Below are 25371 nucleotides of genomic sequence, written 5' to 3'. Positions count from 1 at the left end.
TCTGTTGCGAGGTATGAATCGGTCAACCATGTCCATTCATCTGAACGGAGAGAGCGGCAAGGTGTCGTAGGGGCGACTGCGCTCCGCCCGTCAGTTATCAAGCGTCACCGGAACGTTGGTGTAGTTCACTTCTATACTCGGTCGCGCATGAAATTCACCTATACGCCAAGACGTATAACTTGACATAATACGCTAACGCGTATAACTATCGCCGATACGCCAGTGCGTATACCACCCACCTGTCCTCGAAGGCGAGAAGAGGCCGACGGCAATGAAAAAAGCAGTGCCTTCTTCGGGCGAAAGCAGTTCCGGGCGTGCGGGGCGCCGTCCCGCGGAAATTGGCGCCGTGCTTCGTCGCTATCGCAGGGAGCTGAAGCTCTCGCAACAGGGTGTCGCGGACCGCGCGGGCATCCGGCAAGCAACGGTGTCTGCCATCGAGGCCGGCGAAGAAGGTGTGTCGCTCAAAACGCTCGCGCTGATTCTGGCAGCGCTCGATCTGGAATTGGTCATCAGGCCTCGATCGGAACCGACCGCGGACCCGGCCGGTCCGGACAGCTATGACGGGCTGTGGTGATGGCAAGGAAGCTCGCAAATCCAGCGATTGACGTCGTGCTGAATGGCACGGTGGTCGGCCATCTGGCCCGGACACGCGCGGGCGCACTCAGCTTCCGATATGCTCCGGACTGGCTAAGCCGCCACAACGCGCTGCCGATTTCGCTGTCGCTGCCGCTTTCGGACGAGACATACCGGGGCGACCCGGTCCTTTTCGTGATCGAGAACCTGCTCCCTGACAACCTTGATATCCGCGAGCAGATCGCCGCGAAGACGGGCGCGGCAGGAAAGGACGCCTACAGCATTCTCTCGGTCATCGGCCGTGACTGCATCGGCGCGATGCAGTTCCTGCCGAAGGGCACGGCGCCGGGCGCCCTGACGCTGGAAAGCGAACCGATCTCGGACGCGCGCATCGCCGACATTCTTCGCAATCTGGCAACGGCCCCGCTCGGAATGGATGACGAAGACGAGGAGTTCAGGATCTCGATTGCCGGTGCCCAGGAGAAGACGGCATTGCTTCGGCGCGATGGGGCCTGGCACCTGCCGCATGGCACAACACCGACGACGCACATCCTGAAAAAGCCAATCGGCATGCGGCCGGACGGGGTGGATCTCAGCCTCAGCGTGGAGAATGAGCACTTCTGCATGACCTTCCTGCGCCACCTCGGCATGGAGGCGGCCAGAACCGAGATCATGGAGTTCGCCGGGGAGAGAGCCCTCGTCGTCGAGCGCTTTGATCGTCTTGTTCCGGAACATGGGGAAGGCAGGCCGATCCTGCGGCTGCCGCAGGAGGACCTGTGCCAAGCGCTGTCGGTGCCCTCGTCGAGGAAGTATCAGAAGGACGGCGGACCTGGCTTCGAGGACATCATGGATCTCCTCCTCGGGAGCATGGTTGCTCAGGAAGATCGGCGCCTCATGATGAAGGTCATGATCGTCTTCTGGCTTCTGGCGGCCTCCGACGGACATGCGAAGAACTTCAGCCTTCGGTTGCTTCCCCAAGCGCGCTACCGCCTGACGCCGCTCTACGATGTCATGTCGATCCAGCCTTTGTTCGACGCGGGGCAGATCCCGGACAGGAAGGTGCGCGTGGCGATGGCTGTGGGTAGCAATAACCATTACATCGTGAGCCAGATCGCGCTGCGGCACTTCCGAGAGACTGCGCGCAACTGCAAGATGCCGGTGAACATCATCGAGAACCTGGTCGATGAGCTGCTGGAGCAGTCCGCAGATGCCTTGGCGACCACAATGGCGGCGATGCCCGCCGATTTCCCCGAGGAGCTCGGGCGGTCGATCATGGGGGGCTATCTGGGACGTCTCAAGCTTCTCGGCGCGATGCAGGCCGAGGACGCGGCGTAATGGCCAACATTCCTCCCGCGGATGCGGGAGGCTGATGCGTCAGGCTCATTGCCTAAACACCGGCATCGCGGATCACGGTCTTCCCGGCCTCGCCGTGGCCATCACCACCCGGCAAGAGATCATCCATCTGGCCGGCTATGGCACGGCGCTGCTGAACCGTTCCCCCGCTGCCCACGTCCCAGTTCCCCAAACCGGCCACATCCAGTCCACCTGTCGGCCGAGAGGGGCTCCGCGCCGGGCGCACGGGCCCCGATGCGCATATCGATGCTCCGCGCCCCCATTACCATCCCTCCGGCACGTCGTCTGCCTCACCCGAAGCCGCGCCTGGGGTTTGGGTCGATTGCGACGACCGCCGTCGCGAAACGATATTCTTGGGCAGCGTCTTCTCCGCCAGCATCAACCCGATGTCGTCAGCGGCTGGGTCGACGAGATCGGCAAGCCGGTCGAAGAGCCCCAAAACCGACAGCGCCATCGCCAGCGTGTTCAGCGACACGCCCGGATCGCCTTGCTCCAGACGGTGCAGCGTGCTGCGTCCAACCCCCATGCGTGCGGCCATGTCGGTCGTAGAAATCCGGCGCGCACGACGCGCACGCGAGATGTCCCGTCCAAGCCCGGCGATGCCGCGGGCGATGGAGGGGTGAACGACGCCCCCCTTGGTGCGTGCGACCTTTCCTGTGTCGGCGATCATTGTGCTACATCTCACGCATAAAGGGGTTTCCTGTACCATCTGCGATACAGGAAAGATGCTGGCGGAGGTTCACCTTCGCAAGGCAATTGATACCGTTTGTCTCACAAGTAAGACAAAAGAGCGCTCCTGTCTCATTTGCAGATCACAACAAGGGGTCAGACGTATTGGACGCCCTTGGCTTCGCCAACCCCGCTAGCGCCTTGTCGACCTCTCGCGTCATTGCTGCCCGCCTTGCGTCCAAGAGGGTCTGGAACTGCTCCATGAATTCGAAAAGCATCGTCGCCATCGCGCGCATCTTGGCCGCGTCCTCGGCGGTGTAAGGCATGGGGCGGCCTTGCAGCTTGGCCTCGTTCAGCTTGCGGGCGATCTGGTTGATCGCGGCGCCGTGGGTCTGAATCTCGACGCCCCAGCACTGCAGCTTGTCGATCATTGCCGGGTCTGCGGGCGTCAGGATCTTATCTGCGGCCTCCATCAGGCGTCGCAGGGCCGCGGGGCGGTCGATGATACCGCGTGCGGCCAACGCGGCCATGAAACCCGCCAGCTCGCGCTCGCTGACGCGCGCACTGACGGTTTTGGTTCTGGGATGCACGCCTTCAGCCTTGCTCAACGTGTTGTAGATCGTCCGTGGCGAGACCACGAAGCGGCGGGCTAGGGTGGAGGCAGGCATGCCACCAGCGCGCGCTTCGATGATCTGGCGGCGCTCGTCGTCGGTCAGTTTGCGATGGTGGCGCATGTGAAGTTTACGTTCCTATTTCTTGCCAACTTCGTCCAAGCCCCCCGCCTCCCAGCGTCAGCGGAGGCGGGACAGGGGCTTGGACTCATTTTCGAAGGCTGGGTGCGCCATCGGAGGTGGCGGTATCTGGACGAGGGAGAAGGCAGGACGCAGGCTGCGGCAACGCGATGCAGAGGACAGACGGCACGCCACACGGAGCGCGATGCAGAGAACGCGATGCGGGGGACGGAGGGCGTGGTGCAATGGACGCGGTGCAGCGGACGTGACGCGCGATGCACTCCGCGGCGGGCATCCTGCGACAGACGCGGTGCCTTCGCCATCGGCCGCTCCGCGCATGCCATCAGCCCCGCCGCTCACACCGCCAGCCCCACGGCGCGCAACTGCCCCTCGGTGACCAGATTGGCCGCCGTCAGCGCTGCGACCTGCCCTGCGGTGATGTGCTTGCACATCGGGCTCCGCTCGCGGATCCAAGCCGCCAGCCGAGCATGGTGCTCCGCCATGGCCGCCTCCGCCGCCTCGCGCTCGGCCTGCTGCCTCTCGATGGCGCCCTGCCAGCGCCGCAGCTGGAACCAGTTGTCCGAGAAGCAGACCTTGGACCGGGTAAAGCCCGCGCTCTCGGTGGCGTAGGCCTGCACGGCGCGCAGCAAGTCGTCGGGATCCACCCCCTCACCCACCGCATCGGCAATCCGCTCAAGACAGGCCGCCTTCCCGCGCTGGCGGTCCTTCGGATAGGCGGCCCAGATCTTCTCGAATCTCTCATCCGCCTCCGCCTCCACGCGCTTGCGCGTAGGTGGTTTAGGGATGGTTTGAGGGTGGTTTGGGGTCCACCGTGGACCCTCTACCCCGTCCATGGTGGACCCCGTACCGGGTTCAGGCTGGACGGGGTCCACTGTGACCCCCGTCCCCTCATCGGGTTCAGCCGAGGACTCCAGCGTCATCACCCGGGCCAGCACGATCCGGTAGATCACGGTGAACCCGTTCTTGCAGGGCCGCCGCCCGGTCTCGACCAGGATGCCCTCCCGCAGGAAGTCGCTGATCGTCCGCTTCACGGTGCTTTCACCCAGCTCGGTATGCCGCTGGATCGTGCCCTTGGAGCACCAGATGCCCGAGCCATCGTCGCTGGCCTTGTCCGCCAGGAACATGATGATCTGCTTGCGGGCCGCGCTGCCGAAGACCCTCTCGGCGCAGAGGTTGGCGATCTTCCAGCTCACGGCCACACCCCCGGAAGGAGGGCGACGGGGCGGCCGGCGCAGGCTATCCGGCGACCGATCTGGGGACGGCCGCTGACCTGCCCAACCGGCCCCGGACCGGCCATTTCACGCCCCTTCCGGGGCCCAAAATGGTTTGACAATCGCCCGCTAAGTGCCTGATTTTTCGTGGTAGGTTTGACAGAGAAATCGCCCGCAACCGCCGGAAATCCCACAGCCGTTTTGGGATTGAAAATCCGCGTGTCGGGGCAGAGGTGCACTCGCCACACCACCCGGCGTCATATGCGACATTACGTCGCGGCGCAGTCGCAGAAACATCATATCAACGCCACAGACGATAGGTGGAATGAGATGAGTGTCAGCTGGCAAGCTGAGTTGGGGGTCGCACGTATGTTTTCGTTGCACGGACACAAGGCACTGGTGGTCGGGATCGCCAATGAACATTCGATCGCCTGGGGCTGCGCTGAGGCGCTGAAGGCGCAGGGCGCTGATCTCGCGATCACCTGGCTGAACGACAAGGCCGAGGGCTATGTGCGCCCGCTGGCCGAGGAACTGGGCGCCGAGATCATGATGCCGCTCGATGTGGCCCAACCGGGGCAACTCGAAGCAGTCTTCGCCGAAATCACCCGCAAATGGGGCCGGCTCGACACCGTTCTCCATTCCATCGCCTTCGCCCCGCGCGAGGATCTGCATGGCCGCGTCGTCGATTGCTCGGCCGAGGGGTTTGGCCTCGCGATGGACATCTCGGTCCACTCCTTCCTGCGCATGATCCGCCTCGCCGAGCCCCTGATGCCGGATGGCGGCTGCTGCCTGTCGGTCAGCTTCTTCGGCTCCTCCCGCGTCGTGCGGCATTACAACATGATGGGCCCGGTCAAGGCGGCGCTGGAAAGTGCCGTGCGCTATGCGGCCGCCGAGCTTGGCGAAAAGGGCATCCGCGTCCATGCGCTCTCACCCGGGCCGCTCAAGACCCGCGCCGCCAGCGGCATCGACCATTTCGACGAGCTTCTGGCCGCCGCATCCGACCGCGCGCCCACGCATCAACTCGCCTCCATCGAGGATGTGGGGGCGATGGCCGCCTTCCTTGCCTCGCCCGAAGCCCGCAATCTGACCGGCGGTGTCCATGACATCGACGGCGGCTTCTCGATCACCGCCTGAAGGGGGTTCTACCCATGGCCAATGTCTTTGATCTGTTCGATCCCGCGCAACAGCCGCGGATGCCCCGCCCCGAGGCCGACATGCTGACCGCCCTGCTCGGCGCCATGGAAAAGGCCGAGGCCGAGATCGGCGCCGGGTCGGAAACGCTTGAGATCCTGAATACCGCCGCCTCGCGCCAGTCGGCCCGGATCAAGGAAACCCATTCCCGCCGCGCCGAAGAGACGATGGAAAAGGCCGGCAGCCTGATCGAGGATCTGCGCCGCGCCCAGTCCGAGGGCCGGATCGGCAACAACCTCGCCGAATACCTGCGCGACGCAGGCGAGCGGATGATCCTGACGATGGACACGCTGCGCAAACGCGGCGACATCTTCCTGGAGCATGAGGCCGCGGGCTGCCCGCCGGTACTGATCTATGATTACGAAATCATCATGGACGGCAAGGATCTTCCCTACCCGTCCAACTACATCCTGCTGAAGATCACCCCGCCCGAGGGCGTTACGGTGAACGATGCCCGCCGCCCCTATATCATCATCGACCCGCGCGCCGGCCACGGCCCCGGCATCGGCGGCTTCAAGGCCGACAGCCAGGTCGGCGTCGCCCTGCGCGAAGGCCACCCGGTCTATTTCGTCGCCTTCCGGCGCGAGCCCGAGCCGGGCCAGTTCCTCTCCTACGTCACCCGCTCCGAAGCCGCCTTCGTGCGCGAGGTGATGCGCCGCCACCCCGAGGCGTCTCGCCCCGTCATCACCGGCAACTGCCAGGGTGGCTGGGCCACGCTGCTGCTGGCCGCCACCAACCCGGACCTGACCGGCCCCATCGTCATCAACGGCGCCCCGGTCGCGCCCTGGGCCGGTAAGGTCGGCGAGAACCCGATGCGCTACAATGCCGGCGTGCTTGGCGGCACCTGGATCCCGATGATGCTGTCCGACCTTGGCGGCGGCATCTTCGACGGCGCGCATCTGGTGCAGAACTTCGAGATGATGAACCCCTCGCGCACCCTGTTCCGCAAATACACCGACCTCTTCCGCGACATCGACAAGGGCGACGAGGTGTTCCTTGAGTTCGAGAAATGGTGGGGCGGCTTCTTCTTGCTGAACGAGGCCGAAATCCGCTGGATCGTGGAGCAGCTCTTCGTCGGCAACCGTCTGGTCAAGAACGAGGCCCGGATCGAACCCGGCCGGCCCATCGACCTCAAGGCGATCCGCGCGCCCATAGTGGTTTTCGCCAGCCACGGCGACAACATCACCCCGCCGCAGCAGGCGCTGAACTGGATTGCCGAGACATATTCCGACGTCAGCGAAATCCGCATCCGCGGCCAGCGCATCGTCTATATGGTGCATGATCAGGTCGGCCATCTGGGGATCTTCGTGTCCTCCAGCATCGCCAATCGCGAGCATTCCGAGGTTGCCTCCACCCTCAAGACCATCGAGGCGCTGGCCCCGGGGCTCTATGAGATGCTGATCGAGGATGTGACCGAGAAGGACGGCCACAAGACCTTCACCGTCGGCTTTGCCGAACGCACGCTGGATGACATCCGCGCGCTCGACGATACCGTGTCGGATGAGCGCCCCTTCGCCGCCGTCGCCCGCGCCGCCGAAGTGCAGGCACAGCTCTATGACACCGTCCTGCGCCCAGTGGTCCGCGCGATGGTCACCGAAACCGGCGCCGAGATGAGCCGCGCCCTGCATCCGCAGCGCCTGACCCGCGCGCTGATGTCCAGCCGCAACCCGGCGATGCACACGGTCGAGACCGCCGCCGAAAAGGTCCGCACTGTCCGTAACAAGGCCTCCGCCACCAACCCCTTCCTCGCCGCCGAGGCCTTCTGGGTGCAGGCGACCGAGAATGCCATCGACTTCCTGCGCGACACCCGCGACATGCAGTTCGAGCTGACCTTCTTCTCGCTCTGGGGCACGCCCTGGGCCCGCGCCTTCGGGCGCACCCACGAAACCCGCCGCACCCTGAAATCCGAAGGCGAGCTCCGCGGCCTGCCTGAGGTTTCGGCCGCGCTGATGACCATCGAACAGGGAGGCTTCCCTGAAGCGGTGATCCGGATGCTGGTGCTGCTGGCCGAAAACCGCGGCCAGGTGCGCCGCGACCGGCTGGAACGCTCGGCCAAGGTGCTGACCCAGGACGAGCCCTTCCGCAGCCTCGGCGCCGAACATCGCGCGATGATCATCCATCAGCAGACCTTGATCGCCACCTTCGAGCCGGAAAGCGCCATCGACACGCTGCCGCTGCTGCTGCGGGACCCCGAGGAACGCGCGCTGGCGCTGCAGGTCGTGCAGTTCATCCCCGGCGCGATTGACGAGATGTCGCCGCGCACGCTGACCATGCTGCAACGCTTCCACGAGGTTCTGGGCGTGCCCGTGCTCACCCAGAACGTGACCGAAGACCCGTTGTCGGCCAAGGCCGCGCCGGAAGAGGCCGCCGAAGAAGCCGCCCCGCTGCAAGTCGTGGTTGTACCCTCGCCGATGGTCGAGGCCGGCGTCATCGCCGAACCGGCGGCCGAGGCGGTGCCCGAGGCGATTTCGGCGGCCGATATACCTGAGGCAATCGAGTCCCCGGCCGAGACTGTGACGGACGAGGCCCCCGTGCTAGAAGCAGCGCCAGCCACCGACGAGGCGCCCGCCGCCTCCGAACCCCGGCGGCGCAACCGCGCGGCCCAGCCTGAGCCGACAAAGGCCTGATCCGACAAAGGCCTGAACCTACAAAGGACCCAGATGCGCCTGACCAACCGTACCTTCGACGAGATCCAGCCCGGCGACAGCGCCGAGTTGCGGCGCCTGATCACCCAAGACGACCTCTATGTCTTCGCCGTATCCTCGGGCAATACCAACCCGATGCATCTGCAGGACAGCGACCTTGACGGCGATGGCCATAACGAACGTGTCGCACCCGGCATGTTCGTGGCCTCGCTGCTCTCGGCGGTGCTCGGAACCCAGCTGCCCGGCCCCGGCACGCTCTACCGCCGCCAGGTGCTGGATTTCCACGCCCGCGCCCATGCCGGCGAGGAGGTGCTGGTGCGGGCCGAGGTGCTGTCAAAGGCGGACGGGGTCGTCCACCTGAAGACCGAGGTGCGCCGCACATCGGACGGTGCGATCATCCTCTCCGGCGAGGCGGAAGTCCTTGCCCCGACAGAAAAATTCGACCAAGACAACCTCGAGATCCCCGGCCTCGTCGTCCAGCGCCACCGGCATTTCGAGCTGCTGCTGGAACGCGCCCGCCCACTGCCGGCGCTGCCCACCGCCGTGGTCTGCCCCGATGAGGCGAACTCGCTTGGCGGCGCGCTACTGGCCGCCAAGGAAAGCATCATCGCGCCGATCCTGATCGGCAATGAGGCCGCCATCCGCAAAGCCGCCGCCGAGATCGAGGCCGACCTGACCGGCATCGAGGTCATCGACGTGCCTTCTGATGCCGCCGCTGCGGCCCTCGCCTGCGCGCTTGTGCATGAGGGGCGCGCGGCCGCCGTCATGAAGGGCCATCTGCACACCGATAACCTGCTGAAGGCGATGCTCGACAAGGCGACCGGCCTGCGCGTCGGCCGCCGCTTCACCCATGTCTTCGTGATGGACGTGCCCGGCCAGCCCGAACCGCTGTTCGTGACCGATGCCGCGATCAACATCGCCCCCGACCTCGCCACCAAGGTCGACATCTGCCAGAACGCCATCGACCTCGCCCTCTCGCTGGGGATGGACCCGCGCGTCGGCGTACTCTCGGCGGTGGAAACCGTGAACCCGGCGATCCAGTCTTCCATCGACGCGGCGCTGCTGTCGAAGATGGCCGACCGCGGCCAGATCAAGGGCGGCCAGGTCGAAGGCCCGCTGGCGATGGACAATGCGGTGGACATGGCCGCGGCTCGCACCAAGGGGCTGAAGGGCAATGTCGCGGGGCGGGCGAATATCCTCGTGGTGCCGGGTATCGATTCCGGCAACATGCTGGCCAAGCAGCTTTCCTTCATCAGCCATGCCGAGGGCGCCGGGCTGGTGCTTGGCGCCAAGGTGCCGGTGATCCTCAACTCCCGCTCCGACAGCCCGATGTCGCGCCTCGCCTCCTGCGCTGTCGCCGCCATCCACCACTTCGCCGGAACCGCAAAATGACCCGGGCGGTGCTGACGCTGAATGCCGGCTCCTCCTCGCTGAAGGTCGCGCTGTTCCCGGCGAACGGCGATGCGCCGCTCGCCACCGGCCTTGCCGACAAGGTCGGGCCGGATGGGGTGCTGAAGCTCAAGGACGCCGCGGGCGCCACCATCGAGGCCGCGGGCGACCTGACCACCCATGCCGGCGCCATGGCCGCCGTCATCGCCAGCTTCCGCGCCGAATGGCCGGACCTCGACCTTCTGGCCATCGGCCACCGCGTCGTCCACGGCGGGGCCGACCGCGCCGCGCCGGTAACGGTGGATGACGCGGTGCTGAACGATCTGGAGCGCCTCGCCCCCTTCGCCCCCCTGCACCAGCCCCACAACCTCGCCGGCATCCGTGCCGCGATTGCCGCCTTCCCCGGCGTGCCGCAGGTGGCCTGTTTCGACACCGCCTTCCACCGCAGCCACCCCTTCGTGAACGACACCTTCGCCCTGCCCCGCGCGCTCTACGATGAAGGCGTGCGCCGCTACGGCTTCCACGGCCTCAGCTACGACTATATCGCCGGCGAGCTGGCCAGCTCTGCCCCGCATCTGGCCGAAGGCCGCGTGGTCGTCGCGCATCTGGGCAATGGCGCCAGCATGTGCGGCATCCAGAACGGCCGCTCCGTCGCCTCGACCATGGGCTTTTCGGCGCTGGACGGGCTGCCGATGGGCACCCGCAGCGGGCAGGTGGACCCGGGCGTGCTCCTCTACCTCATGGACCAGAAGGGCATGACCGCCGCGCAGATCTCGGACCTTCTCTACAAGCAATCCGGGCTTCTCGGCCTCTCCGGCCTCTCCAACGACATGCGCACGCTTGAGGCTGCGAACACGCCCCACGCGGCCGAGGCCATCGACTATTTCGTCTTCCGCTGCCAGCGCGAGGTCGGCGCCCTTGCCGCCGCGCTTGGCGGCATCGACGCGCTGATCTTCTGCGGCGGCATCGGCGAGAACTCCCGCCTGATCCGCGCCCGCATCTGCGAGCGGCTCGGCTGGATGGGGATCGAGATCGACCACGCCAAGAACGCAGGCAATGACCGCGTCATCTCGTCGGACCTCGCCCGTACCTCGGTGCTGGTGATCCCCACCAATGAGGAACTGGTGATCGCCCGTGCCGCGCGTGCGGCGGTGGGCCTGACAAAGGAAGCGGCATGAAAGGCGCGTTGAAACCGGCGGCTGCGGCCGAGATGATCCCCGAAGGCGCCAGCCTGATGATCGGTGGCTTCATGGCCGTGGGCTCGCCCGAACGGATGATCGACGCCATCGTCGCCCGCGGCGTCGGCGGGCTGACGATCATCGCCAATGACACCGCCATGCCCGGCAAGGGCATCGGCAAGCTGGTCAGCGCCGGCCTCGTCCGCCACATCATCGCCAGCCATATCGGGCTCAACCCCGAAACCCAGGCCAAGATGATCTCGGGCGAGATCACCTGCGAGCTGGTGCCGCAAGGCACCCTGATCGAGCGCATCCGCGCCGGCGGCATGGGCCTTGGCGGCGTGCTGACGCCCACGGGCCTTGGCACCGAGGTCGAGGATGGCAAGCAGGTGGTGACGGTGGAGGGGAAACGCTTCCTCGTCGAAACCCCGCTCAAGGCCGATTTCGCGCTGATCGGCGCCTGGCAGGCCGATTACGTCGGCAATCTCAGCTACATGCTGACCGCGCATAACTTCAATCCGATCATCGCGCTGGCGGGCCGCACCGTGATCGCCGAGGCTGACAGCATCGTGCCGGTGGGGGTGATCCCGCCCGATGCGGTCAAGACGCCCGGCGTTCTGGTCGATCATCTACTGATCCGCGCAAGCTGAGGAGGGCCGACATGGACGCCAAGGAACTCATCGCCCGCCGGGTGGCGCGGGAAGTCCGGCCGGGCTCGCTGGTCAATCTCGGGATCGGGCTGCCCTCGATGGTGGCGAATTTCGTGCCCGCCGGCCTCGGCGTGTTCTTTCAGGCCGAGAACGGGGTGATCGGCCTTGGCGCGCGCCCGCCCGAAGGCATGGAGGATCGCCACCTGACCGATGCGGGCGGCGGTTTCGTCACTGCCGTGCCGGGGGCGGCCAGCATCGACAGCGCCATGAGCTTTGGCCTGATCCGCGGCGGGCATCTCGACATGACCGTGCTTGGCGGGCTGCAGGTCGATGAGGCCGGGCATCTGGCAAACTGGAAGGTGCCGGGCAAGATGGTGCCGGGCATGGGCGGCGCGATGGACCTTGTCACCGGCGCCGCGCGGGTGATCGTTGCCATGCAGCACGCCGCCAAGGGCCAGTCCAAGATCGTGCCGAAACTGACCCTGCCGCTGACCGCCCTGCGCCGGGTGGACCTGATCGTCACCGACCTCGCGGTGATCGAGCCCACCGATGCGGGCCTTGTCCTGCGCGAACACGCGCCGGGGGTCACCCTCGATGAGATCATCGCCGCCACCGAGGCCACCCTCATCATCCAGGGCGATGTGCCGGAGATGATGCTGATCTGACCCCCTGCGACGCTCCGCGTCCTTGACGGAAGGGGGAAGCCGGGCGTCAATCACCTGCCCGCAGCGCGTATGCAGGCGACCCGCGTGGAGGCGGGGTGACGAGGGAGGAGACCTTGCATGGAACGGTTCGAGGCCGAAGACGGCACCCGTCTTGCGTACCGCGATGAGGGCACGGGCCTGCCGCTGCTGGCGCTGGCCGGCCTGACCCGCGATGGCCGCGATTTCGACTATCTCGCCCGCTACCTGCCCGAAGGAACCCGCCTGATCCGGCTCGACAGCCGCGGCCGCGGCCGGTCGGACTGGGCGCCACCTGAGACCTACTCGGTCGGACAGGAGGCAAAGGACGCCCTGGCGCTGCTGGATCATCTGGGCATAGACCGCGCGGCCGTCATCGGCTCCTCCCGCGGCGGTTTCCTGGGGCTGGTCATCGCCGCGACCGCCCGCGACCGCCTTCTGGGCCTCTGCATGAACGATGTCGGCCCGGTGGTCGAACGCGACGGGCTGGTGCGCATCGGCACCTATATCGGCGTCGAACCCACCGTCCCCACGCTGGAAGAGGTCGCCGACCGCACCCAATCGGCAATGCCCGGCTTCGACCGGGTACCGCCCCTGCGATGGCACGAGGAAACCGTGCGCCATTACGTGCAGCTCGATGGCCGCGTCGGGCTGACCTATGACCCCGCCCTGCGCGCCTCGTTCGAGGCGGCAATGGCGCAACCGCTGCCCGAGCTCTGGCCGCTTTTCGATGCCTGCGCCGGCCTGCCGCTGGCGCTGATCCGCGGCGAGGCCTCGGACGTGCTTGCCCGCGCCACCGCCGCCGAAATGCGCCGCCGTCGCCCAGACATGCTGTTCGCCGAGGTGCCCTGGCGCGGCCACATCCCCTTCCTTGACGAACCCGCAGCGATCTCGGTCATCGTGCAATGGCTGGCGCTGGTGCGGGACTTCGCGTCCGCCAGCGCCCCGGCGCCCCTCGCCGAGGCGCCCGGCTGAACCTACTCCGGCATCGCCCCGCAAAACCCGCCCGAGGCGACGGCCCCGGACCCAAGCGCCAGCAGCGGCGGCGCCTTGTAGGGGTTCAGCTCGGCGGTCGCGCTGTCGAACAGGATCAGCAGCCCGATCAGTGCAATCGCCAGCGGCGCGGTGAAACGGCGGGTCATGTCCGCGGCTCCAGTCCAAGGATCGGCCGCAGCCGCACGCCGACAAAGGCCCCGGCAAAGGCCATCGCGAACCAGACCCAGCCATGCAGGCTGCCGGTGGAAATGCCGCTGAAGAACGCGCCCACATTGCAACCGAAGGCCAGCCGCGCCGAATATCCCAGCAGCAGCCCGGCGACGATGGTCGCCGCCCAGGCCCGCGCCGGCAGCTTCGGCAAGGGCTGCGACAGCCCGCCCCGCCGCCAGCAGGCCACCAGAAAGGCCCCGGTGATGATGCCGATATTGGTCAGCGAGGTCACGTCGGTCAAAACGCTCGCCTGCAACCGCCCGGCATTCCCCGGCGCCGCCCAGAAGGCAGAGCCGGACAGGTCCGCGCCAAGCGCAACCGCCCCCTTCGCGCCCCACAGCCCCAGCCCGTAGACCACGCCCCAGGGCTGCCCAGCCACCACGAGGTTGCCAATCGCCAGCCCCGCCAGCAGCAGCGCCGCAATCACCAGCCGCCGCGGCACATGCCGCGTGCCCGGCGCCGCCAACAGCAGCAACAGCCCCGCCACCAGCGCCAGCAGCACCAGCGTCACTGCAAGGCCCGAAGTGCCGGTCAGCGTCAGGACCGGCAGCGCGCCAAGATCCGTCCACCAGATCAGCCCATAGGCGCCCAGAAAGCTGCCGATGGCGAAGAATGGCAGCGCCACCAGCGCCACCGGATTGCCGCTGCCGGCATTGACCAGCGTGCCGGACCCGCATCCCAGCACCACCTGCATACAGGCGCCAAAGACAAAGGCCCCGCCCGCCATCGCCCAGCCAATCGGGGCGGCGGCGCCCGCCAGCTCACCCGACGACCCGGCCAGCAGCGGAAACGCGACCACCGCCACCACGGCAATCGCCAGCAGCTGCGCCAGAATCCCCGACGGATCGCGCCGCAGGATCATCGCGCGCCACGGCCCGGCAAAGCCGAAGCGCAGCCCCTCCAGCACAAGGCCAAAGCCCAGTCCGATGGCCAGCAGCAGCCCATAGCGCGCGCCCGCAAACAGCGCCACCGCCAGCACCAACCCCAGCGCGGCCAGCACGATCAGCCCCCGCCGCGCCGCCCAGCTGCCCGAGGGCTCTGCCGCCGCAACCGTCATCAGTTGCCCCGCAGCTGGTTCAGCAGGTTGCGCACCAGACCCGGGGTATTGTCCATGTCCTGCCCGGTCTGCGACCAGCCGACCATCGACTCCGGATACAGCTTCGCGCCCTCGACGCCCGCCAGTTCCGACAGCGCGAACCATTCGGTCGCCGCCCAATGGCCGGTGTTGCAGAAGGCCACGACCTCCTCATCCCGCCCGATCCCCAGCCGCGCCAGCACCTCATTCGCCGCCGGCGCATTGATCACCTCGGCGCTGCCGTCGAACCACACGGTATGCTCGACGCTCTCCGCTCCCGGCAGGGTGCCCGGGCGCGACATCGCGGGGTGCGAGGTCTGGCCGGTGAAGAAACCCACCGGCCGCGCATCGACCAGCCGCGCCGTCCGCTCGCCATTGACGATGGCGCTGACGTCATCGGTGGTCGCCAGCCAACGGTCCGAAAAGGTGATGTCGATGTCAGACGGGGTAGGCACCGTCGCCTTGGTCTCCAGCGGCAACCCCTCGGTGCTCCAGGCCGCCATCCCGCCATTCAGGATCGCCAGCTGGCTCACGCCCGAGGATTTCAGCGTCCAGTAGACCCGCGCCGCGGCGCCAAAATCGCTGTCATCCTTGCCCTGATGCACCACGATCACCGGTCGCTCCAGCGTCACGCCAAGCTCCTGCAGCGTGGCCTCCAGCTGATCCTCGGGTACCAGCGCACCCGGATTCTCCTTCGGCCCGCGGAAACGCTCATAGGGCGCAGACACCGCCCCGGCGATATGGCCCTGATCATAGGCCGCGCCGCGGATATCCAGCACCAGCGGCGCCGCCTCGCCCGCGGAGAGGGCCTGAACCTCGGCCGCCGATACCAGCGGGCCGAAGTCCTGTGCCATCGCGGCGGTGGAGAGCCCGAGGGCGAGCACGGCGGAAACTGCAAAAGTCTTCATGGGAGAACCCTTTCCTGTTGCCCCCGATGTCGGCGCCTTTGCGCCGCGAGGCAAGGGCCCGCGCACAGGGGCGGCGCGCGACAGGACGAACGGCATTCCGGCCCGCCCAACCGCACGGGACCCCCGCCCCTCCTGCCGAAACCGGCGGCGAACATCTGCATCCTCTCACAGCACGGCGCGGAACAGCGGTCTTATTTGCGTGGGGCCAGCCCATTTAAGGACCGGCCCCCTCGCCTCAGGCCAGCGCCGCAGCCACCGCCTCGGCCAGCCGCACCGTCGGGCGGCCCAGCAGCTTCGCCAGCGTGCCGCTGTCATCCGCCAGCCAGCCCCCCGTCGCCTTCACATCCACATCGACCAGCACCCCGGCAAAGCCCGCCGGCAAGCCAAAGCTCTCCAGCAGCCCCTGATACACCTCCGCCGGCAGGTCGTTATAGGGCAGCGCCTTGCCGGTCTGCCGCGACACCTCCGCTGCCAGATCGGCCAGCGTGATCACCTCCTCCCCGGCCAGCTCCAGCACCCCAACGCGGCCCGCGTCGGCCGCTACGACGGCCAGCGCCTCGGCATAATCGCTCCGCACCGCCGGCGTGAACCGCGCCGTCCCTGCCGCGCCGATCAGAGCGCCCGCGGCAATCGCCCCGCCCAGATTGCCCGTCCAGTTCTCGGTATACCAGCCATTGCGCAAGATCGCCGCCGGCAGGCCCGAGCCCGCAATCATCGCCTCCGTCTCGCGGTGATCCGCCGCAAGCAGCAAGGGCGAGCTGTCCGCCTTCAGCAGCGAGGTATAAAGGATCCGCCCCACCCCCGCGGCCTTCGCCGCCTCGATGACATTGCGGTGCTGCCCCACCCGGTCATTGAAATCGCTGGACGAGATCAGCACCAGCGTCTGCACCCCCTCCAGCGCCGGCCCCATCGTCTCCGGCTGCGTGTAGTCGAAAGCGCGGGCGGCAACGCCCAGATCGGCCACTTTCGCAGGATCGCGCGCCAGCGCCACGATGCCCGCAGGGTCGGTCAGGGTCTTCAGATGGGCAATGGCAAGCCGGCCAAGCTGGCCGCTGGCGCCGGTGATGGCAATGGTCATGGGGATCTCCTTCATGTTGACAGATCCCAGATAGCGGCATACGTACGAAAGGGAAGTACCAACATTTTTGTTAGTGCATGTTTGCCGAAGGACCGCCCATGCCCAAGGACCTGCAGCCCGACGTGATGAACGAGAACTGCCCCTCGCGCCGCGTGCTGAACCACGTCACCAGCCGCTGGGGCGTGCTGATCCTGATCGCGCTGCAAGGCGGCACTTTGCGGTTCAGCGCCCTGCGCCGGCGCATCGGCGGCGTGTCGGAGAGGATGCTGGCCCAGTCCCTGCGCCTGCTGGAGGAGGATGGCATGGTCCGCCGCACCGCCCATCCGGTGGTGCCGCCGCATGTGGAGTACGACCTGACGCCGCTGGGGGATGAGGTCGCCGCCCGCGTCAAGGCGCTGGCCGACTGCCTCGAAGGCAATCTCGCCCGCATCCCCTCGGTGCAGGCAATGGCGGATGGCGACCCCGGAAGGACTTGAACCCTCAACCCCAGACTTAGAAGGTCCGTGCTCTATCCAGTTGAGCTACGGGGCCACTCCCGGCCTTTTGCGGCATCTGCGCCCGCGGATCAAGGGGCGGGCGATGGAGAGGACGGTCATCTCTGGCAGATCGAAGCCTTCGCCCTTCACCCTCCCCATGGCGAAGGCCATCGCCTTCGCCACGCGCTGCCCTCTCAACCCACCCGGACGGGCCTCAAAGGCCCGGCCAGCGCCCGCCCCGCCCCCGGCGGGCGCTTCTCGCCCGCCAGGTCGGGCGCTGGCCTCAGTCGGTCTCTCGCTGCCAGCGGCTCCTATGGACACGTCCCGCACGGGCGGGGTCGAGGCAGTGCCTCGCCCTTTCCCGCCCGACCCAAACGCTCTACAACCCCCGCGTCATGAACACGCTGTTCGGGTCCAGCCCATACCCCTCGAACGGCGGGCATTCCACAAACCCCGCCCGCGCATAGAGCATCCGCGCCGCGGCAAAGCTCGGCTGGCTCCCGGTCTCAAGGCTCAGCCGCCTCACCCCCGCCGCCATCGCCTCCGCCACCAGATGCTCCAGCAACCGCCGCGCCAGCCCGCGCCCGCGCAGCTCCTCCAGCACATGCATCGACTTGATCTCGGCATGCGAGCGGTCGGACAGCCGCTTGAACGCCCCCATCCCCACCGCCGCCCCATCCTCCCGCATCACGAAAAACGAAATCCCCGGCGCGTCCAGCGCCGCAGCATCCATCATGTGAATGCTCTCGGGCGGCGTATCCGCATGCATCGCCTCGGTATGCCGTCGCATCAGCAGCGCCAGATCCGGCCCAAGCGGGCTCTCGCGGGTGAGGGTGATGGAGTCGGTCGGGCTGCTCTGGTCGGTCATCGTCGCCACGCTGAAGGGGGAGTGCTGGGGACTTGGTGCCAGAAGCGCGGGGCGGGGGGAAGTCCCGAGTGGCTCAAACATCGGCGAACGCTTTCGCACAGCTATTGTGCTGCTGCCGCGCGAGACCAAAAATCAACCACGTTAGTATCTGAACGCTAGATAAGCCTGCGGCCTTCGAGAAATCCTGCTGGATCGAAAATTGCGTTTCTCACTTTCGACATGTTCGCGCGCATCGTGGACTTTGAGCGATTGAGGGGCGTCCCCCCCATATCTAGTAACACCTCATTTCCTTTGGCATCCTCTGAAACGGTTTCATACCGCGCAACAAACAAGGGAACACCCATGTCAATAGCGGAGCGCCCAGCTGCAAGTGTGCCGCCGCGCTCTCCCGCCTCAATAACAATCATCGCTCCACTTAGGCCGATAATGATCTTGTTCCTCGCCATGGCACGGAAGGCTTGCCAAGTATCCTCGGGCTCAAACTGGCTGACAACGAGCACCCTGTCCCAATCCCAAACCGAATTAAGTGCTTTCCTAACTCGGAAATTGCATATGCCCTCCGGCAACACCAAAATTGTGCGCCCACCACTCTCGAGAGCACGGTAGTGCGCCTCAAAATCAACTCCAGCCGCGTTGCCGGACACCACGTTTATGTCCATTTCAGCCGCTTGCGCGGCGCAATCTTGGGCTACAGCAAGCCCTTGCGGGGAGGCTTTCCTGGAACCACAGAACCCAAGGCCTGGGCCATTGAAAAGGTCAAGATTTCCGAGGCAGTGGAGTCTCTTGGGTGCGCCGGAACCAAGCGCCCCAACGAGAGTATCGGGATAAAGCTCATCCCCTCTGGAAATTATATGGTGATCTCTATTCAACAACTGGAACATTGTCCGTGTCTCTGAGCGTCTTCACCATGCACAATCCGTGCGCTGAATTGCACCCATACGCTTGAAGCACTCTCCCAAAGAATTGGACAGTTATCCCGGATTGATACTTGTCATCAATCAGTATCACCGACCGCCCCGACAAGTCGAAATCGCTGAGGACCACGCTCGCTTCCTCCCATGCATCCCATTTCTCATCAAGCGAGCAATCCTTGAGGGACTTTCGCTTGTTTTTAACTTGAAAATGTGGGGTAATATCATATTTCCCAACAAGCTGAGATATTGCCACTGAAAGCTTGGCTGGCAAATCAAATTGTTTTTCGGCCATCGCCGGTATCGCGCACAAGTAATCAGCACTCGAGAGGTACGATATGGAGTTGATGGTTTCAGCTGCTTTCTCGGCCAAGTACGCTATGGAATTCGCATCCTGATGGTGCTTCGCAAGCTCCTCGTGTTCGCCAACGAGCGTTTTCTTTCCGTTTAAATTGTCCTCGAAATTGTAGTCCAACGCCACCGTTGAGCTTAGGCAGTTGCGCACAAAGACCCTAGTCCCCTGCCGCTTCTCCCAAGCCTCTACATCGTCGATATCTGCCTGACTTCTCAGGAAGCAATAATGTTGATTGTAGCTAGGATTGTACTTGAGTGGCCTCCCGGTCCCTTCTAGAAAGTGTCCAACAAGACCATTGTCAAACGGAACGGAAAACGTTGGGCTAGCTTTGCCTTTTTGAACGCCAGAATGGCTGCTGAACTGTTTTCGATGTGTTTGACCATCGCTCAAGGTCCTAAACACTTCTTCTTTGGAAATCTCGATCATATCTCGACAGCACCCACAGAACCTTTGGTGAACAAAGGTAGCAGACTGAGTAGCAAAGCGCAACGAGAACCTCCGCGCGCTAGCGATACATACGCTCCACACAAGGTCACACTAGCTGAGATCTGACAGCGCAAAATCTGACACAACAAACCAGTGGGTTTGATTCTGATTCGCCTGTTCGGAATGCTTGCTCCGCGCAGATCAAAAAGTTGAACCGCACTTGCAGCCTACGCCACTGAACCAATAATTCAGTAGTCACCTGCAATAATGGTGGAGCAGATCGGGATCGAACCGACGACCTCGTCATTGCGAACGACGCGCTCTCCCAACTGAGCTACTGCCCCCACGGGCCGGGTATGTGCCCCTTCGGCGCCCCCTTGTCAAGCGCGCCGCCGGGCCTGCCCAGGCTTTTTCGTCACCGCGCCGGCGCCGCCACCTTGCCGCGCACGAAGGCCACGATGTCGGCCGCCGGCCGCGCCCCGGCCAGCCGCGCGACCTCGCGCCCCCGGTGGAACAGGATCAGCGCCGGGATGCCGCGGATGGCGTAGCGCCCCGAGGCGGCAGGATGCGCCTCGGTGTCGATCTTGGCCAGCCGCACCCCGGGGGCCAGCGCCTGCGCGGCCTTGGCGAATTCGGGGGCCATCTGCCGGCAGGGCCCGCACCAGGGCGCCCAGAAATCCACCAACAGCGGCAGATCGTCGCCCGCCGACTTGCGCAGGATCTCGGGGTCGAGCTCCGCCACCTTGCCGGTGACCAGCGCCGCGCCGCAGATGCCGCATTTCGGCGCAGCCCCCAGCCGCTCTGCCGGCACCCGGTTCGCCTGCCCGCAGGCATGGCATGTCAGCTTCAGGGATCCGGTCATCGCCGCCCTCCAGATATTCACGATGCCGCATATATCGGCATCGCCATATATCGGCATCGCCGGGCGGCACCGCAAGAGGGGCGACCCCAAGGGCCGCCCCCTCAGCTTACTTCTTCTTCGCCGCCGCTGCGGCCGCCGAGAACATCGGCGGCTTGCCGGTCGAGTCGAGAACGATCGCCGTCTTCGGCTTCTCCTTCTTCGGCTTCTTCACTTCCTTGTTGCTCTTCTGGTTGTTGCCCTTGGCCATCGCTTGTCCTTTCGACATGTCCTGCCGGGGCGGGCCGCGGAATGCCCGCAGCGCGCCCCCATTGCCAATGTGCTACCCCTGCCCGGCCCGCCGCACAAGCCGCTTGCGCGCCCGCTCACGGGGCCGTCAGCGCAGGGGTTCCCGACAGATTCAGTTTACATATGACATATGTATGGGTTCTGCATGGGTTCCATATGCGCCCAAAGCCTACTCCGCCGCCTCGGCATAGCTCTCCACCGGCGGGCAGGTGCAGGTCAGGTTGCGGTCGCCCCAGACGTTGTCCACCCGCCCCACCGGCGGCCAATACTTGTCCACCCGGAAGCTGGCGGGCGGAAAGCACCCCTGCTCGCGGCTATAGGGGCGGTCCCAATCGGCCACGAGGTCCTCGACCGTGTGAGGAGCGTGCTTCAAGGGGTTGTTATCCTTGGAAATTCGCCCCTCCGCCACATCAGCGATCTCGGCCCGGATCGCCAGCATCGCGGTGATGAAGCGGTCGAGTTCCGCCTTGGTCTCGCTCTCCGTCGGCTCCACCATCAGCGTGCCGGCGACCGGCCAGCTCATCGTCGGCGCGTGAAAACCGTTGTCGATCAAGCGCTTGGCGATATCGTCGACAGTGATCCCCACCTCGGCAAAGGCCCGCGGGTCCAGAATGCACTCATGCGCCACCCGCCCCCGGTTGCCCATGAACAGCACCGGGTAAGCCCCCTTCAGCCGCGCCGCGATGTAGTTGGCATTCAGGATCGCCACCTTGGTCGCCTGCGTGAGGCCCGCCCCGCCCATCATTAGGCAATAGGCCCATGAAATCAGCAGGATAGATGCGGAACCATAAGGCGCCGCACTCACTGGCCCCTCGCCGCCGCCAGTCTCGGGATGCCCCGGCAGATAGGGCGCAAGGTGGGATTTTACCCCAATCGGCCCCATCCCCGGCCCGCCGCCGCCATGAGGGATAGCGAAGGTCTTGTGCAGGTTCAGGTGGCTGACATCCCCGCCGATGCTGCCCGGTTTCACCAACCCGACCATGGCGTTCATGTTCGCGCCGTCGATATAGACCTGCCCGCCGAACTCATGGGTGATCTGGCACACTTCGCGCACCGTCTCCTCGAACACACCATGGGTAGAGGGATAGGTAATCATGCAGGCCGCCAGCCGCCCTCCCGCCGCCTCGGCCTTGGCCCGGAAATCCTCCAAGTCGATGTCGCCGTTGGGGGCGGATTTCACCACCACCACCTTCATCCCCGCCATCTGCGCCGAAGCCGGGTTGGTACCATGCGCCGAAACCGGGATCAGGCAGATGTCGCGGCTTTCCCCTCGCGCCCGGTGGAAGGCGGCGATGGTCAGCAGCCCCGCATATTCCCCCTGCGCGCCGGAATTGGGCTGCATCGAGAACGCATCGTAACCCGTTATCTCGCAAAGCTTTTCCGACAGATCCTCGATCACTTCGGCATAGCCCGCCGCCTGATGCGCCGGCGCGAACGGGTGCAGCGATCCGAACTCCGGCCAGGTGACCGGCATCATCTCCGCCGCCGCGTTCAGCTTCATGGTGCAGGACCCCAGCGGGATCATCGCCCGGTCCAGCGCCAGATCCCGGTCCGACAACCGCCGCATGTAGCGCATCATCTCGCTTTCCGCGCGGTTCATGTGAAAGACCGGATGGGTCAGGTAATCCGACTGCCGCAGCAGCGCCTCGGGCACCCCCGGCTGCGTGGCAATGCTGGCGGGCTCGCTGATGCCAAAGGCATCCAGCAACCGCGCGATCACCCCGTCATCGGTGGTCTCGTCGAGCGAGATCCCGACCCGGTCACGCCCCACCTTGCGCAGGTTGATCCCGCGCTGTTCGGCGGCTGCAAGGATACCCGCCTGCCCCACGCCGACCTCTACCGTGATCGTGTCGAAAAACGCCCCCGGTTGCACTTTTGCGCCTTCCTTGCGCAAGGCATCGGCCAGACCGACGGTCCTCAAATGCAGTTTTTCTGCAATTGCCCGCAAACCCCGCGGCCCGTGGAACACCGCATAAAAGCTCGCCATCACCGCCAGCAGCGCCTGCGCGGTGCAGACGTTGGAGGTGGCTTTCTCGCGCCGGATATGCTGCTCGCGCGTCTGCAGCGCCAGCCGGTAGGCCTTGTTGCCCTTGGCGTCGATGGAGACGCCGACGATCCGCCCGGGCATCGACCGCTTGAACGCATCGCGGCAGGAGAAGAACGCCGCGTGCGGCCCGCCAAAGCCCATCGGCACGCCAAAGCGCTGCGAGGAGCCGACGGCGATGTCGGCCCCCATCGCCCCCGGCTCCTTCAGCAGGCACAGCGCCAGCAGGTCGGTCGCCACCACGGCGATGGCCCCGGCTCCGTGCAGCGCCTCGATTTCGGCGGTGAAGTCCCGCACCTCGCCATAGGTGCCGGGATACTGGAAGATCGCCCCGAAAACCCTTGAACTCTCAAGAGAATCCGCCGGCCCCGCCAGCACCTCGATCCCCAGCGGCTGCGCTCGGGTCTGGATCACCGCGATGGTCTGCGGATGGCAGGCCTCATCGACAAAGAAGGCCCGCGCCTTCGACGTGGCCACCCGCTCGGCCATCGCCATCGCCTCGGCCGCTGCCGTCGCCTCGTCCAGCAGGCTGGCATTGGCGATGGGCAGGCCCGTGAGGTCCGCCACCATCGTCTGATAGTTCAGCAGCGCCTCCAGCCGCCCCTGCGCAATCTCGGGCTGGTAGGGGGTGTAAGCCGTATACCAGGCAGGATTTTCCAGGATATTGCGCTGGATCACCGGCGGGGTGACGGTGCCGTGATAGCCCTGCCCGATCAGGCTGGCCATCACCCGGTTCTTCGCCGCAACGCCGCGCATCCTGGCCAGCAGCTCATGCTCGGCCAGCGGGGCCCAGTCCAGTTCCGTGCCCTGGCGGATGCTGGCGGGCACGGTTTCGGCGATCAGCGCGTCCAGATCCGGGGCGCCGACGGCTTGCAGCATCAGCCGCATCTCATCGGGCGAGGGGCCGATATGGCGGCGGTTGGCAAAGTCGTAGGGGTCGTAGTCGGTCGGGGTCCAGGTCATGATTTTCCTCAGCCGATCAGGGCCTTGTAGGCGGCCTCATCCATGAAGCCATCCAGCGCCGACAGGTCCGCGACCTTCATCTTGAAGAACCAGCCGGCCCCCAGCGGGTCCTCGTTGACCAGCGCCGGGGTGTCCGCCAGCGCGTCATTGACCGCGACAATCTCGCCCTCCAGCGGCGCAAGGATGTCGGAGGCGGCCTTGACGCTCTCGATCACCACCACCTCATCGCCGGTGTTGACGCTGCGGCCCGCCGCGGGCAGGTCCACGAACACCACATCGCCCAGTTGTTCCGAGGCATGTTCGGTGATGCCGACGATGACCAGATCGCCCTCGACGCGCAGCCATTCGTGATCTTCGGTGAATTTCATCTGTGCAATCCTTGACTTAGCGTTTGAAGGTGGCGGGACGGAAGGGCATGGGGACGATGCGCGCGGGCAGGCGTTTGCCGCGCACATCGCCATAGACAGTGGAGCCTTCGGGCAGGTCGGGCGGCAGGTAGGCCATCGCCATCGGTGCCTCGATGCTGGGGCCGAAGCCGCCCGAGGTGACGCGGCCGATGGGCGCGCCACCCTCTTCACCCGCATAGATCTCCACGCCCTCGCGCATCGGGGCACGGCCCTCGGGGCGCAGGCCGCGGCGTTTGCGGGCCGGCCCTTCGGCCAGTTCGCGCAGGATCCGCCCGGCACCGGGGAAGCCGCCGGCACGGGCGCCGCCGGTGCGGCGGATCTTCTGGATCGCCCAGGAGAGGCCAGCCTCCACCGGGCTGGTTTCCTCATCAATATCATGGCCATAGAGGCACAGCCCCGCCTCCAGCCGCAAGCTGTCGCGCGCGCCAAGGCCGATGGGCGCGACCTCTGGCATCTCCAGCAGCCGTTCGGCCAGGGCCTCGGCAAACGCGTCCGGCACCGAGATTTCAAACCCGTCCTCGCCGGTATAGCCGGAGCGCGAGATCCACAGCTCCACCCCCTGCCACAGCCGGATGCCCACATCCATGAAGGCAAATTCGGGCGCATCGGGCACCAGCCGCGCCAGCGCCGCCTCGGCCCCCGGGCCTTGCAGCGCGATCAGCCCGCGGCCGGGCACCTCGGCCACGTCGCAATCGGGCAGGCCGGCGCGCAGGGCGGCAAGGTCTTCGGTCTTGCGAGAGGCGTTGACGACGATGAGGAAGTGATCCCCGCGGTTGGCGATCATCAGATCGTCGATGATCCCGCCCGCCTCATTCGTCAGGAAGCCATAGCGCTGCCGCCCCTCGGCCAGCCCGGCCAGATCGACCGGCACCAACCGTTCCAGCGCCAGCGCCGCATCCGCCTGCCGGCCGCTGATGGCGGTGACCAGCACCTGCCCCATATGGCCGACATCGAACAGGCCCGCCACGCTGCGGGTATGCAGATGCTCCTTGAGCACCCCTGCGGGATATTGGACCGGCATGTCATAGCCGGCGAACGGCACCATTTTCGCGCCAAGCCGCAGATGCAGGGCGTGAAGTGCCGTGCGGTTCAGGTCGGCCATTGCCGCCCTCCTTGCCTTTGGCCGGGGAAACGCCCTGGCATCGCCCGACGGAATCGTCCCGTCGTTCCGATGCCCCCTCTGTCCTTGCGCCTGAGATCGTTATCCCTTCGGCGG

General features: G+C 66.0%; 25 protein-coding genes and 2 tRNA genes. 10 read left to right on the top strand and 17 right to left on the bottom strand.

The genetic code is table 11. The features are described 5' to 3' along the window. Nucleotides 1-271: 271 nt before the first annotated feature. Both Q8S30_RS10610 and Q8S30_RS10605 read left to right on the top strand, forming a co-directional pair. A complete protein-coding gene (locus tag Q8S30_RS10610) occupies nucleotides 272-574 on the top strand; it encodes a helix-turn-helix transcriptional regulator (protein ID WP_305665990.1) in 303 nt (100 codons plus the stop codon). After that, nucleotides 574-1908: a type II toxin-antitoxin system HipA family toxin gene (locus Q8S30_RS10605; protein ID WP_305665989.1), complete on the top strand. Its 1335-nt coding sequence runs from the start codon at nucleotides 574-576 to the stop codon at nucleotides 1906-1908. The genes Q8S30_RS10610 and Q8S30_RS10605 overlap by 1 nt, the downstream gene beginning before the upstream one ends. Before the next feature lie 280 nt (nucleotides 1909-2188). On the opposite strand, the gene Q8S30_RS10600 is transcribed toward Q8S30_RS10605, so the two are convergent. The 3 genes from Q8S30_RS10600 to Q8S30_RS10590 form a co-directional block, all read right to left on the bottom strand. Beyond that, complete coding sequence (locus tag Q8S30_RS10600) at nucleotides 2189-2596, bottom strand: helix-turn-helix transcriptional regulator (protein WP_305665988.1); 408 nt, start codon at nucleotides 2594-2596, stop codon at nucleotides 2189-2191. 142 nt (nucleotides 2597-2738) lie between these two features. Next, the gene (locus Q8S30_RS10595) at nucleotides 2739-3329 is read right to left on the bottom strand and encodes a hypothetical protein (RefSeq protein ID WP_305665987.1); all 591 of its coding nucleotides are present in this window, start codon (nucleotides 3327-3329) and stop codon (nucleotides 2739-2741) included. A gap of 353 nt (nucleotides 3330-3682) precedes the next feature. Then, nucleotides 3683-4540: a hypothetical protein gene (locus Q8S30_RS10590; RefSeq protein WP_305665986.1), complete on the bottom strand. Its 858-nt coding sequence runs from the start codon at nucleotides 4538-4540 to the stop codon at nucleotides 3683-3685. Between the two features lie 387 nt (nucleotides 4541-4927). Between Q8S30_RS10590 and fabI the strand changes: the two genes are divergently transcribed. From fabI to Q8S30_RS10555, 7 genes are all read left to right on the top strand, one after another. Then, nucleotides 4928-5692: an enoyl-ACP reductase FabI gene (gene fabI, locus Q8S30_RS10585; protein ID WP_305665985.1), complete on the top strand. Its 765-nt coding sequence runs from the start codon at nucleotides 4928-4930 to the stop codon at nucleotides 5690-5692. Between the two features lie 14 nt (nucleotides 5693-5706). Beyond that, nucleotides 5707-8376 (top strand): DUF3141 domain-containing protein, encoded by a 2670-nt coding sequence (locus Q8S30_RS10580; protein ID WP_305665984.1) that lies wholly within the window; start codon nucleotides 5707-5709, stop codon nucleotides 8374-8376. Nucleotides 8377-8409: 33 nt separating this feature from the next. After that, a complete protein-coding gene (locus tag Q8S30_RS10575) occupies nucleotides 8410-9786 on the top strand; it encodes a bifunctional enoyl-CoA hydratase/phosphate acetyltransferase (RefSeq protein ID WP_305665983.1) in 1377 nt (458 codons plus the stop codon). After that, complete coding sequence (locus Q8S30_RS10570) at nucleotides 9783-10961, top strand: acetate/propionate family kinase (RefSeq protein WP_305665982.1); 1179 nt, start codon at nucleotides 9783-9785, stop codon at nucleotides 10959-10961. Before Q8S30_RS10575 ends, Q8S30_RS10570 begins: the two co-directional genes overlap by 4 nt. Next, complete coding sequence (locus Q8S30_RS10565) at nucleotides 10958-11611, top strand: CoA transferase subunit A (RefSeq protein ID WP_305665981.1); 654 nt, start codon at nucleotides 10958-10960, stop codon at nucleotides 11609-11611. Before Q8S30_RS10570 ends, Q8S30_RS10565 begins: the two co-directional genes overlap by 4 nt. An 11-nt stretch (nucleotides 11612-11622) precedes the next feature. Next, on the top strand, nucleotides 11623-12276 hold the full coding sequence (locus Q8S30_RS10560; RefSeq protein ID WP_305665980.1) for a 3-oxoacid CoA-transferase subunit B: 654 nt from the start codon (nucleotides 11623-11625) through the stop codon (nucleotides 12274-12276). Between the two features lie 117 nt (nucleotides 12277-12393). Continuing rightward, nucleotides 12394-13266: an alpha/beta fold hydrolase gene (locus tag Q8S30_RS10555; RefSeq protein ID WP_305665979.1), complete on the top strand. Its 873-nt coding sequence runs from the start codon at nucleotides 12394-12396 to the stop codon at nucleotides 13264-13266. A gap of 2 nt (nucleotides 13267-13268) precedes the next feature. Here Q8S30_RS10555 and Q8S30_RS10550 read toward each other — a convergent pair whose 3' ends face one another. The 4 genes from Q8S30_RS10550 to Q8S30_RS10535 form a co-directional block, all read right to left on the bottom strand. Beyond that, on the bottom strand, nucleotides 13269-13433 hold the full coding sequence (locus Q8S30_RS10550; RefSeq protein WP_304808295.1) for a hypothetical protein: 165 nt from the start codon (nucleotides 13431-13433) through the stop codon (nucleotides 13269-13271). Next, complete coding sequence (locus Q8S30_RS10545; protein ID WP_305665978.1) at nucleotides 13430-14554, bottom strand: YeeE/YedE thiosulfate transporter family protein; 1125 nt, start codon at nucleotides 14552-14554, stop codon at nucleotides 13430-13432. Before Q8S30_RS10545 ends, Q8S30_RS10550 begins: the two co-directional genes overlap by 4 nt. Then, nucleotides 14554-15480, bottom strand: a complete 927-nt coding sequence (locus tag Q8S30_RS10540; RefSeq protein WP_305665977.1) for a sulfurtransferase — start codon at nucleotides 15478-15480, stop codon at nucleotides 14554-14556. Before Q8S30_RS10540 ends, Q8S30_RS10545 begins: the two co-directional genes overlap by 1 nt. A gap of 235 nt (nucleotides 15481-15715) precedes the next feature. Beyond that, nucleotides 15716-16558, bottom strand: a complete 843-nt coding sequence (locus Q8S30_RS10535; protein WP_305665976.1) for an NAD(P)H-binding protein — start codon at nucleotides 16556-16558, stop codon at nucleotides 15716-15718. A 98-nt stretch (nucleotides 16559-16656) separates the two neighbouring features. Here Q8S30_RS10535 and Q8S30_RS10530 point away from each other — a divergent pair, with 98 nt between their 5' ends. After that, nucleotides 16657-17034, top strand: coding sequence for a helix-turn-helix domain-containing protein (locus Q8S30_RS10530; RefSeq protein WP_305665975.1), 378 nt, complete (start codon nucleotides 16657-16659; stop codon nucleotides 17032-17034). On the opposite strand, the gene Q8S30_RS10525 is transcribed toward Q8S30_RS10530, so the two are convergent. The 10 genes from Q8S30_RS10525 to gcvT all read right to left on the bottom strand — a co-directional run bounded on the left by Q8S30_RS10525 (nucleotide 17013) and on the right by gcvT (nucleotide 25257). After that, nucleotides 17013-17089 (bottom strand) — tRNA-Arg (locus Q8S30_RS10525). The two genes, Q8S30_RS10530 and Q8S30_RS10525, sit on opposite strands and share 22 nt — an antisense overlap. A gap of 324 nt (nucleotides 17090-17413) precedes the next feature. Next, nucleotides 17414-17824 carry a GNAT family N-acetyltransferase gene (locus Q8S30_RS10520; RefSeq protein WP_305666061.1) on the bottom strand — a complete coding sequence of 137 codons (411 nt, stop codon included), beginning with the start codon at nucleotides 17822-17824 and terminating at the stop codon, nucleotides 17414-17416. Nucleotides 17825-18057: 233 nt separating this feature from the next. After that, nucleotides 18058-18783, bottom strand: a complete 726-nt coding sequence (locus Q8S30_RS10515) for a DNA-processing protein DprA (RefSeq protein ID WP_305665974.1) — start codon at nucleotides 18781-18783, stop codon at nucleotides 18058-18060. Then, nucleotides 18764-19594, bottom strand: a complete 831-nt coding sequence (locus tag Q8S30_RS10510) for a hypothetical protein (protein ID WP_305665973.1) — start codon at nucleotides 19592-19594, stop codon at nucleotides 18764-18766. Before Q8S30_RS10510 ends, Q8S30_RS10515 begins: the two co-directional genes overlap by 20 nt. A 268-nt stretch (nucleotides 19595-19862) precedes the next feature. Then, nucleotides 19863-19938 (bottom strand) — tRNA-Ala (locus Q8S30_RS10505). A 71-nt stretch (nucleotides 19939-20009) separates the two neighbouring features. Beyond that, nucleotides 20010-20456, bottom strand: a complete 447-nt coding sequence (gene trxC, locus Q8S30_RS10500; RefSeq protein WP_305665972.1) for a thioredoxin TrxC — start codon at nucleotides 20454-20456, stop codon at nucleotides 20010-20012. A 106-nt stretch (nucleotides 20457-20562) separates the two neighbouring features. Further along, nucleotides 20563-20703, bottom strand: coding sequence for a hypothetical protein (locus tag Q8S30_RS10495; RefSeq protein WP_163535496.1), 141 nt, complete (start codon nucleotides 20701-20703; stop codon nucleotides 20563-20565). Between the two features lie 207 nt (nucleotides 20704-20910). Continuing rightward, entirely contained in the window at nucleotides 20911-23748 is a 2838-nt protein-coding gene (gcvP, locus tag Q8S30_RS10490) for an aminomethyl-transferring glycine dehydrogenase (RefSeq protein WP_305665971.1), read from the bottom strand. An 8-nt stretch (nucleotides 23749-23756) separates the two neighbouring features. Then, nucleotides 23757-24116, bottom strand: coding sequence for a glycine cleavage system protein GcvH (gene gcvH / locus Q8S30_RS10485; protein ID WP_305665970.1), 360 nt, complete (start codon nucleotides 24114-24116; stop codon nucleotides 23757-23759). 16 nt (nucleotides 24117-24132) lie between these two features. Beyond that, entirely contained in the window at nucleotides 24133-25257 is a 1125-nt protein-coding gene (gene gcvT / locus Q8S30_RS10480; protein WP_305665969.1) for a glycine cleavage system aminomethyltransferase GcvT, read from the bottom strand. Between the last annotated feature and the right edge of the window lie 114 nt (nucleotides 25258-25371).

The organism is Frigidibacter sp. (assembly GCF_030695035.1).
Taxonomy (GTDB): Bacteria; Pseudomonadota; Alphaproteobacteria; order Rhodobacterales; family Rhodobacteraceae; genus Frigidibacter.
The sequence above is the reverse complement of the archived record's forward strand: the minus strand, read 5'-3'. Positions and strand labels throughout refer to the sequence as shown.

Bases quoted from the DNA above. Each gene is read 5' to 3' on its own strand.
- Q8S30_RS10610 (WP_305665990.1), top strand. From the start codon at position 272: ATGAAAAAAGCAGTGCCTTCTTCGGGCGAAAGCAGTTCCGGGCGTGCG.
- Q8S30_RS10605 (WP_305665989.1), top strand. From the start codon at position 574: ATGGCAAGGAAGCTCGCAAATCCAGCGATTGACGTCGTGCTGAATGGC.
- Q8S30_RS10600 (WP_305665988.1), bottom strand. From the start codon at position 2,596: ATGATCGCCGACACAGGAAAGGTCGCACGCACCAAGGGGGGCGTCGTT.
- Q8S30_RS10595 (WP_305665987.1), bottom strand. From the start codon at position 3,329: ATGCGCCACCATCGCAAACTGACCGACGACGAGCGCCGCCAGATCATC.
- fabI (WP_305665985.1), top strand. From the start codon at position 4,928: ATGTTTTCGTTGCACGGACACAAGGCACTGGTGGTCGGGATCGCCAAT.
- Q8S30_RS10580 (WP_305665984.1), top strand. From the start codon at position 5,707: ATGGCCAATGTCTTTGATCTGTTCGATCCCGCGCAACAGCCGCGGATG.
- Q8S30_RS10575 (WP_305665983.1), top strand. From the start codon at position 8,410: ATGCGCCTGACCAACCGTACCTTCGACGAGATCCAGCCCGGCGACAGC.
- Q8S30_RS10570 (WP_305665982.1), top strand. From the start codon at position 9,783: ATGACCCGGGCGGTGCTGACGCTGAATGCCGGCTCCTCCTCGCTGAAG.
- Q8S30_RS10565 (WP_305665981.1), top strand. From the start codon at position 10,958: ATGAAAGGCGCGTTGAAACCGGCGGCTGCGGCCGAGATGATCCCCGAA.
- Q8S30_RS10560 (WP_305665980.1), top strand. From the start codon at position 11,623: ATGGACGCCAAGGAACTCATCGCCCGCCGGGTGGCGCGGGAAGTCCGG.
- Q8S30_RS10555 (WP_305665979.1), top strand. From the start codon at position 12,394: ATGGAACGGTTCGAGGCCGAAGACGGCACCCGTCTTGCGTACCGCGAT.
- Q8S30_RS10550 (WP_304808295.1), bottom strand. From the start codon at position 13,433: ATGACCCGCCGTTTCACCGCGCCGCTGGCGATTGCACTGATCGGGCTG.
- Q8S30_RS10545 (WP_305665978.1), bottom strand. From the start codon at position 14,554: ATGACGGTTGCGGCGGCAGAGCCCTCGGGCAGCTGGGCGGCGCGGCGG.
- Q8S30_RS10540 (WP_305665977.1), bottom strand. From the start codon at position 15,480: ATGAAGACTTTTGCAGTTTCCGCCGTGCTCGCCCTCGGGCTCTCCACC.
- Q8S30_RS10535 (WP_305665976.1), bottom strand. From the start codon at position 16,558: ATGACCATTGCCATCACCGGCGCCAGCGGCCAGCTTGGCCGGCTTGCC.
- Q8S30_RS10530 (WP_305665975.1), top strand. From the start codon at position 16,657: ATGCCCAAGGACCTGCAGCCCGACGTGATGAACGAGAACTGCCCCTCG.
- Q8S30_RS10520 (WP_305666061.1), bottom strand. From the start codon at position 17,824: ATGCGACGGCATACCGAGGCGATGCATGCGGATACGCCGCCCGAGAGC.
- Q8S30_RS10515 (WP_305665974.1), bottom strand. From the start codon at position 18,783: ATGTTCCAGTTGTTGAATAGAGATCACCATATAATTTCCAGAGGGGAT.
- Q8S30_RS10510 (WP_305665973.1), bottom strand. From the start codon at position 19,594: ATGATCGAGATTTCCAAAGAAGAAGTGTTTAGGACCTTGAGCGATGGT.
- trxC (WP_305665972.1), bottom strand. From the start codon at position 20,456: ATGACCGGATCCCTGAAGCTGACATGCCATGCCTGCGGGCAGGCGAAC.
- Q8S30_RS10495 (WP_163535496.1), bottom strand. From the start codon at position 20,703: ATGGCCAAGGGCAACAACCAGAAGAGCAACAAGGAAGTGAAGAAGCCG.
- gcvP (WP_305665971.1), bottom strand. From the start codon at position 23,748: ATGACCTGGACCCCGACCGACTACGACCCCTACGACTTTGCCAACCGC.
- gcvH (WP_305665970.1), bottom strand. From the start codon at position 24,116: ATGAAATTCACCGAAGATCACGAATGGCTGCGCGTCGAGGGCGATCTG.
- gcvT (WP_305665969.1), bottom strand. From the start codon at position 25,257: ATGGCCGACCTGAACCGCACGGCACTTCACGCCCTGCATCTGCGGCTT.